Source organism: Yersinia sp. LJYL362, assembly GCF_048323875.1.
The window spans coordinates 1-8,884 of record NZ_JBLWEX010000042.1; the positions used below are offsets into that span (position 1 = coordinate 1).

Here is an 8,884-nt window from a genome sequence, read left to right on the forward strand (position 1 = left end):
AAACGAATAGTTTCAGCGGCAGAGGCGGACAAACTGATACTGGCAAGGACGGCAGCAATTATTAATTTTTTCATCGCAAATTCCCAAATAGATATCAATGTGACAGATAGCTGGCAAAAGCTTCAGTTGTTGGTTGTGTAAAGTGGCTGGAATCACCTTGTTCCACTACGTGGCCGTTTTCCATGTAAACCACACGGCTGGCCGTTTTGCGGGCCACTTCAACCTCATGGGTTACAATCACCTGAGTGATACCGGTTCCTGCCAATTCACGGATAATACTAACAATTTGTGCTGTGATTTCTGGATCAAGCGCCGCAGTCGGTTCGTCAAACAACAAAACCTGCGGTTCCATCATCAATGCGCGGGCAATAGCCACACGCTGTTGCTGGCCACCCGAGAGGTGCAACGGAAAGCGATCGGCAAAATCAGTCAAACGCAGACGGGTCAGTAATTTTTCTGCCCGCGCCATAGCCTCATCTTTTGACAGACCCAGCACGCGGCAAGGGGCTTCAATCAGATTCTGTATCACAGAGAGGTGTGGCCAAAGATTGTATTGTTGGAAGACCATCCCCACATTCTGGCGTAATTCGCGAATAGCTTTTGCGCCTGGGGCCTGGGAAAAGTCAAAGTGATTACCTGCTATCTGCAAGGTTCCTGAACGTGGCATCTCCAGCAGGTTAAGCACACGCAATAATGAGCTTTTACCTGCACCACTTGGCCCCAGTAACACTAAGGTTTCGCCCGCAGGACAGTCTAAGGTAATGTCGAACAGCGCCTGGTGTACGCCGTAGTAACAGTTAATTCCGTTAAGTTGAATACTCATGCGCCAAATCTGAATAGCCAATGATGCCGTGAATGGTAACTTCCGCGGCATACTTATGCAATCTTTGTGCGTTAAAATTTATTAATAACCAACATCAGGGGCAGAAAACAGCATAACATTTGGATTTGAATGCTATCGCAGGGAATTTGTCATGCGATGAATAAATCTGACAGAGTAACCGCAGTGATAGGTTAAAAAACAACCAAAACAATAATGTGTTTGCAAATCAAGGAGTACCGGTTTACTGGAACAAAACCGGTACATACCTGTCATCTTTCAAATCGCCGGAGTTAGTGATCACCCAAAAGTTGGCGCAGGCTACTGGCCGGGGAAGAGACGCCCATAAAGCGGATATCATCGACCACCCAGCAGGTTCCTTCGCGGATCATCAACACTTCGTCTTGCCACATTACTGACTGCCCACCCGCCGACTGGTGCGTCAAATTGACGCGTAATGGAATATTCCGCGCATCGGTATTGGGAATGGTTGAAGCACTGGCAACATCCGCGCTGGTGCTACCTTCACGTAAGCTGGTGAAGATATCGCCATTAATGGTTTGTGTGCTATTTACCCCAGAAGAGGTGCGATTGCCTGCTTGCTTTCTGGCGGTTTGAATCTGCTCATAAAGTGCCTGGCTCAGATAAGGGCGAAATTGAGCTGACAGATTATCATCGGGCAAGCCACTCTGATTGCCGATTTGCTGAACCCGCAGGTCATAGAATTTTTGCGCTACCGTGTCCGGCCCACCGTCAATACAAGGCGCCGTGCGACTGCTGATGTCTTTGTATGCTGGATCAACGGTATTACTACAAGCGCTAAGCAGAATGGCAAGTGGAAGAATCAGGGCAATATTTTTCTTTTTCATATGATGACCTTAAGTGAAAGAATCTGTTATGAAAGTGATTGTAGTATAGACCCAAAGAATCTGCGGAGTTAACGCGTGTTGAGCTTGCCGTGCTCTTTTAACCAACGGGCCGTGCGGATAATACCTTCATCCAATGACACCTGCGGGCGATACCCTAATTCTAATTCAGCACGGTGGGTATCCAGCGTCAGATCAAAATTAAGTTTAGCTACACCATAATGGGTCAATACTGGTTCCTTTTCGGCTTTATTCCCCAGTTTTTCCATGGCTCGGGCCATGATATCCAACATCGGGTAGGGCACTGAGCGAATACGGCAGGGCATATCCAACTCTTCCAGTAGATGTTGCACGATGGTGCGCAGCGGGCGGGGTTGCTGATTAGTAATATTATAAACTCTACCAGACTGTGTATTCTGGCTTTGGGTTGCTAACCACATCGCATGTACGGCATTTTCCTGGTAGGTCATGTCCACCAGTGCATCACCGCCACGGGGTAGCAGCAGCGTGCCATAATACTTAATCATTTGCAGCAGACGCGGCAGCATCACTGTATCGTGCGGGCCGAAGAGACCCTGCGGACGCAAAATAGTGAAATGAGTTTGCGGGTTGGACAGCGCTAATTGCTGAATTACTTCCTCTCCCGCCGCCTTGCTTCGCGCGAACTCATTGGCGAAACGTGCTGGGCGGAAGTCTTCCTGAATATTACGATGGTGGTGATAATCGAAATAAATGGCCGGTGAGGAGATATGAATAAAATTTTCCACACCATAAGCAGCGGCCCATTCGCCCAGGCGGCGTGTGGCGCGGACATTGGCCAGCTCGAAAGCCTGCTCCGTGCCCCACGGCGAGGTAAAACTGGAGCAGTGCCACAGCGTATCGACATCAGCCAGCATGGCTTTCGCCTGCGAGGAAACCAGATTCGTCAGATCCGCATGAATAAATTCAGCGCCCATTTTTGTCAATAATGCACCCATCGCCGGATTATTGCCGGTGGCGATAACTTTGATACCCTGACGACGGAGATATTCAACGGCATTTCGGCCTAACCCACAGGTTGCACCGGTGACCAATACCTTCATAGCGAATTCGGTTCCCACCAAAAATCAGAATGCTAGAGCTTTTATTTATTCATCCAGCAAATAAGATGCCATTCTTTCGTGAAATGCAGCGCTATGCAATCAGAATCCCCTGCATACTTGAATTTGCAGCGTTATTCGTCGCTCTTGTGGTTGCGTTCGCGGTCATATTGCACCGCTAAAGTGGTGATGCGTTTTGCCATTCCGCGAAAAATAAACAGATGAGCTGGCATCATCACAAACCAATACAGTAATCCATTAAAGCCCGCCGGATGCCACCATGCCCGAACATCAAAACTGCGTCGTCCACCCAAATCCTTGATGGTAAAGGTTAACCGCCCGAGACCCGGTGCTTTCATGCCAAACATCATTGCCAACTGACGCAGCGGTTTGAGCGTGATAACTTTCCAGCCATCAATCAAGTCACCTAATTCCAGCGTTTCCCTATCTGGACGGCCATAAACGACCCCGCCACCAGCAAGATCATCCATCCAGGCACGGGTTTTCCATAATGGATTACCATAGAAATAACCTTCTTTGCCGCCAATTTGCTGTACCACATGCCACAGTGCTTCGCTGGATGCTGAGGTATAGAGTTGGCAGCCGGCTTGTTTAGGATAAAAGCCATAACCCGGTCGCCAGCGGGCGCGAGCCTCGGGGTCATAACCCCAGTCGGGTGAATCCACCACTTCGTCTTCACGGCGTAATGTCTCTTTGACAGCATCGTCAAAACTGATCAGTTGTTGGGGGATAAGTGCCTGTAAAGCTTGACCATCCGCAGGTAGATCGTGATTCAGTCCTTCAATCAATGCGCTGGCAATGGACGTGGGCACTGACGTCACCATATTGATGAAATAAACCGAGATAAAGCGGGTAGGGAGCGGAATGGGGACCAGCCAGCGCCGTTTACCACTGATGGCAATAAAGCGCTCGAACATGGTTTGATAGCTAATGTATTCCGGCCCGGCGACATCAAAAATGCGGTTTTCTGCGGCCGGATGATTGAGCAATTCCGTTAAGTAAACTAACAAGTTTTCCAGCGCAACCGGTGATGACTTTGAGCGCACCCAGCGCGGTGGTGTCAGAATTGGCAGGTTATAAACCATATCGCGCATGATTTCAAAAGCGGCAGAACCCGGGCCGACAATAATACTGGCGCGCAGCTCCGTCACCGGAATACCACTTTGACAAAGCAGATCACCGGTTAGTTTGCGGGCAATCAGATGAGGGGAACTGTTATCATCCGGCTGTAATGCACTGAGATAAATGATCTGCTTTACTGACGGACTTTGTTGCAGCGCTGTTTTCATATTGGTGGCAGCCAGGCGTTCCTGCTCAATCAAATCCTGCCCGTCACCCATGCCATGCACCAGATAATAGACGACATCAATATCTTGTAGCGCGGTAATAAGGGTTGAGGGCTGGTAAAGATCAACAAAACGGCAATCGACCCCCGGCCAGGGTTGCTCTTTTAACCACTCGATACGGCGGGCAGCCGCAGTGACCCTATGCCCTTGCTGGCTGAGTCTCGGCACCAGATGCTGACCAATATAGCCACTGGCGCCCAGCACCAATATCCGCTGCGGTGTCATGAGCGCTGCTCGCTCAAAAACTCATGCCATAGCGCGACGACTTTTTCCAAATCCTTACGGCTAATATTGATGTGAGTAATCATTCTGGTGATTGGGCCAGCGCTGATTAATACCCCACGTTCGCGCATCCACGGGCCTAGCTTGGCGGCTAATTCAGCGGATTGTTTAATATACAGCACATTGGTTTGCGCTCCCGGAGCCACTATCTCTACCCCTAGCGCACGCAGTTGTTGTTCCAGCCAGAGGGCATTGTCATGATCATCTTTTAGTCGCGCCACATTATGCTCTAATGCATACAGCCCTGCTGCGGCCAGAATACCTGCCTGACGCATGCCGCCGCCGGTCATTTTGCGCCAACGACGCGCGCGTTTAATATATTCAGCGCTGCCACACAGTAATGAGCCAACAGGCGCGCCCAGCCCTTTGGAGAGGCAGATTGTCAAGGTATCGCAATATTGCGTGATTTCGCTCAGCGGGACATTCAGTGCCACGGCGGCATTAAAAATACGAGCACCATCAATATGTAGCGCCAGTTTCTGTTCACGAGTCAATGCCCATGCCTGCTGCAAGTAACTCAGTGGCAATACTTTTCCGCTGTGGGTATTTTCCAAACTTAACAGCCGGGTTTGGGCAAAATGAATATCATCAGGCTTGATAGCGGCCAAAACTTTATCCAGTGGCAAAGTGCCGTCATCATTTGCATCAATAGGCTGTGGTTGAATACTGCCAAGCACTGCGGCTCCACCGGCTTCATAGAGATAGTTATGCGCTTTTTGGCCGACAATATACTCTTCACCACGCTGACAGTGAGTCAACAGTGCCACCAAATTTGCTTGTGTACCGGTCGGCAGGAATAATGCGGCCTCTTTACCTGATAACCTGGCGGCTTGGGCTTCCAAAGTATTCACCGTCGGGTCATCGCCATACACATCATCGCCGACTTCGGCATTAGCCATGGCTTGGCGCATGGCGGCATCAGGTTGCGTAACGGTGTCACTGCGTAAATCGATCAGCATAATTTTCTCGCGAACAGGGAAAGAGTTGTTTCATCATAGCGAGAATATTAAAACAAAGAAGCCCGACAAAATATTATTTACTTTAAATCGGCTATTCATCTCGCAAGTAAGGTCTGTTCGCTGATTTTATTCTGGTTTTTATTTAATTCCATGAGCAATTGCTAGCGCTTTATTCAGTTTGCCCAGAACTGTCCCTTGTTTATTGGTAAAAAAACGCTTTTCTAAAGTGCTGGCGTCGGCATCACAATACAATTTCAGATGATACTTATTAAGAAACGCCGTCAGATGTCCTTTTTCGATGCCAAAAATCCAGTGCTCACCAATGTTTTTTAATCCTTCTAAAACTTCGACCGAACCATATGAGGTGTTTTCACCGGCGATGACGTCGGAATAAACATAATCGAAAATGATTTCACTGCCATCAGGAGCACAAGTGTCGATGGCTGAAAAAATACGGTTCACCGTGCTGGGAGGAAGATACATAATTAGCCCTTCCAATATAAATAGGTTTTTCTCTCCTTTTTTTCGCGGAATCTCTTGTAAGGTAGTGGTTAAATCCTGCTGATTAAAATCAATCGGGATATAGCGTAAATTTTTCGGGATCGGGATGCTAAGTTCTTGTATCTTAGCTATTTTGTTCTTTTGAGATACCGGGTGGTCGAGTTCGTAAACTCGATTTTGCTGTAGTTGATTCTGGAATCGAATCGCCCTGGAATCAAAGCCTGCACCCAGAATGAAAATGTTAGCGAATTCGCTGGCACGCAATTGAAATAATTCGTCGATGTATTTTATCCGGCTAATTAAAAACTCATAGCTACCTGCGGGGATCTGCGGAGAAAGAATATTGCCGGGCATCAAAAAAGATTTTTGTGTCATGGAAAAGAAAGAGGTTAGAGAGTGCGAAATTAATAGCGAGATATAATCATCTGTTTTGTATCCCTCTCTTTTCTCACTGTAAGACTTTGCTCTGAGTATGCAGATTAACTCCGCCGAAGGTGAGAAATCTGACATGGTGCTTTTTGCCATTTTATTTATCCCCAATACAAATTCGACTTAATTAAGATTTACGCCGTACATTATGAATGAGGATTTAAATAAAGCAGCCTCATGCGCCTGCTTAATTTTTATCTGGATAGGATGTGAAAACTGTTAACTGGATGGGAAAATTACAACAATTGTTTACCACAGAAGCCAGTATAAAATCGGCCTCTGTGGCAGGAAAAACGGAGAGAATTTTTATGAAATGAACGGTATTTTATCACCGTAACCAGTTGGTTTTGGCCAGTTCGACCACTTCATCACCACGGCCATTAATGATAGCTCTAAGCATGTACAGGCTGAATCCTTTGGCTTGCTCAAACTTGATTTGTGGCGGCATCGACAGTTCTTGTTTGGCGGTGACCACATCCACCAAGACTGGCCCCGGATGGGCAAAAGCGCTTTCCAGTGCCGCATCTAACTCAGAGGCTTTTTCTACCCGAATACCTTTAATGCCCGCCGCGTTAGCGATAGCGGCAAAATCAGGATTATGTAAATCAGTGCCATCGGTTAGATAGCCACCGGCTTTCATCTCCATGGCGACAAAGCCCAATACACTGTTATTAAATACCACAATTTTCACCGGCAATTTTAGCTGTGCCAAGGTGAGAAAATCCCCCATTAGCATAGTGAAACCGCCATCACCACATAAGGCCACAACTTGTCGATTCGGATCGGTGGCTTGCGCACCAATGGCTTGTGGCATGGCATTAGCCATAGATCCGTGGTTAAACGAACCCAGTAAACGGCGCTTTCCGTTCATTTCCAGATAACGGGCAGCCCACACAGTGGGTGTGCCAACATCACAAGTGAAAACGGCATCATCTGTGGCATGGCGGCTGATTTGTTGCGCCAGATATTGCGGGTGAATGGGTTGGTTATCATTGGCGGTTGCCAGCCCATCCAGATCTTTGCGCGTGGTGCGATAGTGCTCCAGTGCCTTGGTCAAAAATGTATTATCACTTTTGGCTTCTAGTTGAGGTAACAGCGCACTCAGCGTGGTTTTGATATCACCGACCAGCGCCATATTGACCGGGCAGTGAGCGCCGATGCTGCCGGGATTGATATCAATCTGAATGATATTTGCATGGGTGGGATAAAACGCGCGGTAGGGGAACTGTGTCCCCAGCAATACCAACGTATCGGCATTCATCATGGCATGATAGCCGGAGGCAAAACCAATCAGCCCGGTCATGCCTACACTGTAGGGATTGTCCCACTCAATATGTTCTTTACCACGCAGCGCATGTACTACGGGGGCTTGCAGAATTTCAGCCAGTTTCACCACTTCATCATGGGCATCCGCGCAGCCACTGCCGCACATTAGTGTGATGTTTTTGGCTTGGTTTAATGTCTCGGCCAAGATATTCAACTCACTCATCTGTGGCTGAACTAAAGGCAGTTTAGGTGTTTGCCACACCACGGCGGCATCTTCCGGAGCCGGTTGTAGTGCGACATCCCCCGGCAGCACAATCACTGAAACACCACGGTTAAGGATGGCTTTGCGCATGGCAATTTCTAGCACGCGAGGCAATTGCTCTGGATTTGACACCAATTCACAGTAGTGGCTGCATTCGCGAAACAGTTCTTGTGGGTGAGTTTCTTGGAAATATCCGCTGCCAATCTCACTGGATGGGATATGAGCGGCGATTGCCAGCACGGGAACATGGTTGCGATGGCAATCAAATAAGCCATTAATCAGATGTAGGTTACCCGGGCCACAAGAACCCGCACAGACAGCGAGTTGTCCGGTGAGTTGTGCCTCCGCGCCAGCAGCGAAAGCGGCAACTTCTTCGTGGCGTGTTCCCAACCACTCGATAGTTCCCATGCGGTGCAGGCTATCACTCAGACCATTGAGTGAGTCCCCAGTTACGCCCCAGATTCGTTTAACGCCAGCTTGTTCCAACGTTTTTGCGACCAGTGTTGCCACGGTTTGCTTCATAGTTGTTCCCTCAAGGATTAATGGCGAGTCATTATCCTATACCTGTCATACTCCAAGCTGCTGGTGCGTTGGCTGCTTTCGCGCACCCCGGTCACTTACTGATGTAAGCTCCCGGGGATTTACTCAATTGCCGCCTTCCTGTAGCTCGAATTATTTAGGATATATGAGGCCAAAGTATGGCTCGTCTGACGATTATTGCCGTATTAACCGCATTAATGGAGCAAGAATAATTCTATCAAGCCAGTTGAACATCCCCCTGCAACTGGCAACTGCATGCCAGAACATAACCCTGAGCGATTTCTTCCGGTGTCAGTGTCATGGTGCTGCTGGTGGTGTAGTCGCCGTGCAGAATTCGGGTTTTACAAGAGCCACAAACACCCGCGCGACAAGCGGCCATCACCGGTACTTTGTGTTGCTCCAAAGCAAATAACAGCGAGGTGCCAACCGGGACTTTCACACTGCGTAGCGGGTGACTGATGGTCATCGTCAGTTCATTGCCACTGTCGATAGCTTCATCGGATGTTCGAAATT

Annotated in this window: 8 protein-coding genes; all 8 read right to left on the reverse strand. The window is 48.5% G+C overall.

All coding sequences use genetic code 11. The features are described 5' to 3' along the window. Positions 1–94: 94 nt before the first annotated feature. The gene (artP, locus tag ACNSO8_RS01710; protein ID WP_050122475.1) at positions 95–823 is read right to left on the reverse strand and encodes an arginine ABC transporter ATP-binding protein ArtP; all 729 of its coding nucleotides are present in this window, start codon (positions 821–823) and stop codon (positions 95–97) included. A 290-nt stretch (positions 824–1,113) separates the two neighbouring features. Beyond that, positions 1,114–1,689 carry a lipoprotein gene (locus tag ACNSO8_RS01715; RefSeq protein WP_418393635.1) on the reverse strand — a complete coding sequence of 192 codons (576 nt, stop codon included), beginning with the start codon at positions 1,687–1,689 and terminating at the stop codon, positions 1,114–1,116. Positions 1,690–1,757: 68 nt separating this feature from the next. Beyond that, positions 1,758–2,768, reverse strand: a complete 1,011-nt coding sequence (locus ACNSO8_RS01720; RefSeq protein ID WP_019079900.1) for an NAD-dependent epimerase/dehydratase family protein — start codon at positions 2,766–2,768, stop codon at positions 1,758–1,760. A gap of 131 nt (positions 2,769–2,899) precedes the next feature. Next, positions 2,900–4,357 carry a DUF2867 domain-containing protein gene (locus tag ACNSO8_RS01725; RefSeq protein ID WP_400185366.1) on the reverse strand — a complete coding sequence of 486 codons (1,458 nt, stop codon included), beginning with the start codon at positions 4,355–4,357 and terminating at the stop codon, positions 2,900–2,902. Next, the gene (gene ltaE / locus ACNSO8_RS01730) at positions 4,354–5,373 is read right to left on the reverse strand and encodes a low-specificity L-threonine aldolase (RefSeq protein WP_263699775.1); all 1,020 of its coding nucleotides are present in this window, start codon (positions 5,371–5,373) and stop codon (positions 4,354–4,356) included. The genes ACNSO8_RS01725 and ltaE overlap by 4 nt, the downstream gene beginning before the upstream one ends. A 138-nt stretch (positions 5,374–5,511) precedes the next feature. After that, positions 5,512–6,399 carry a class I SAM-dependent methyltransferase gene (locus ACNSO8_RS01735; RefSeq protein ID WP_408576559.1) on the reverse strand — a complete coding sequence of 296 codons (888 nt, stop codon included), beginning with the start codon at positions 6,397–6,399 and terminating at the stop codon, positions 5,512–5,514. A gap of 232 nt (positions 6,400–6,631) precedes the next feature. Further along, positions 6,632–8,353, reverse strand: coding sequence for a ubiquinone-dependent pyruvate dehydrogenase (gene poxB / locus ACNSO8_RS01740; RefSeq protein ID WP_418393636.1), 1,722 nt, complete (start codon positions 8,351–8,353; stop codon positions 6,632–6,634). Positions 8,354–8,588: 235 nt separating this feature from the next. After that, positions 8,589–8,884, reverse strand: a 296-nt coding sequence (locus tag ACNSO8_RS01745) for a 2Fe-2S iron-sulfur cluster-binding protein (RefSeq protein WP_418393637.1), incomplete at its 5' end; no start/stop codon positions are given.

Bases quoted from the DNA above. Each gene is read 5' to 3' on its own strand.
- ACNSO8_RS01715 (WP_418393635.1), bottom strand. From the start codon at position 1,689: ATGAAAAAGAAAAATATTGCCCTGATTCTTCCACTTGCCATTCTGCTT.
- ACNSO8_RS01720 (WP_019079900.1), bottom strand. From the start codon at position 2,768: ATGAAGGTATTGGTCACCGGTGCAACCTGTGGGTTAGGCCGAAATGCC.
- poxB (WP_418393636.1), bottom strand. From the start codon at position 8,353: ATGAAGCAAACCGTGGCAACACTGGTCGCAAAAACGTTGGAACAAGCT.
- ltaE (WP_263699775.1), bottom strand. From the start codon at position 5,373: ATGCTGATCGATTTACGCAGTGACACCGTTACGCAACCTGATGCCGCC.
- ACNSO8_RS01735 (WP_408576559.1), bottom strand. From the start codon at position 6,399: ATGGCAAAAAGCACCATGTCAGATTTCTCACCTTCGGCGGAGTTAATC.
- artP (WP_050122475.1), bottom strand. From the start codon at position 823: ATGAGTATTCAACTTAACGGAATTAACTGTTACTACGGCGTACACCAG.
- ACNSO8_RS01725 (WP_400185366.1), bottom strand. From the start codon at position 4,357: ATGACACCGCAGCGGATATTGGTGCTGGGCGCCAGTGGCTATATTGGT.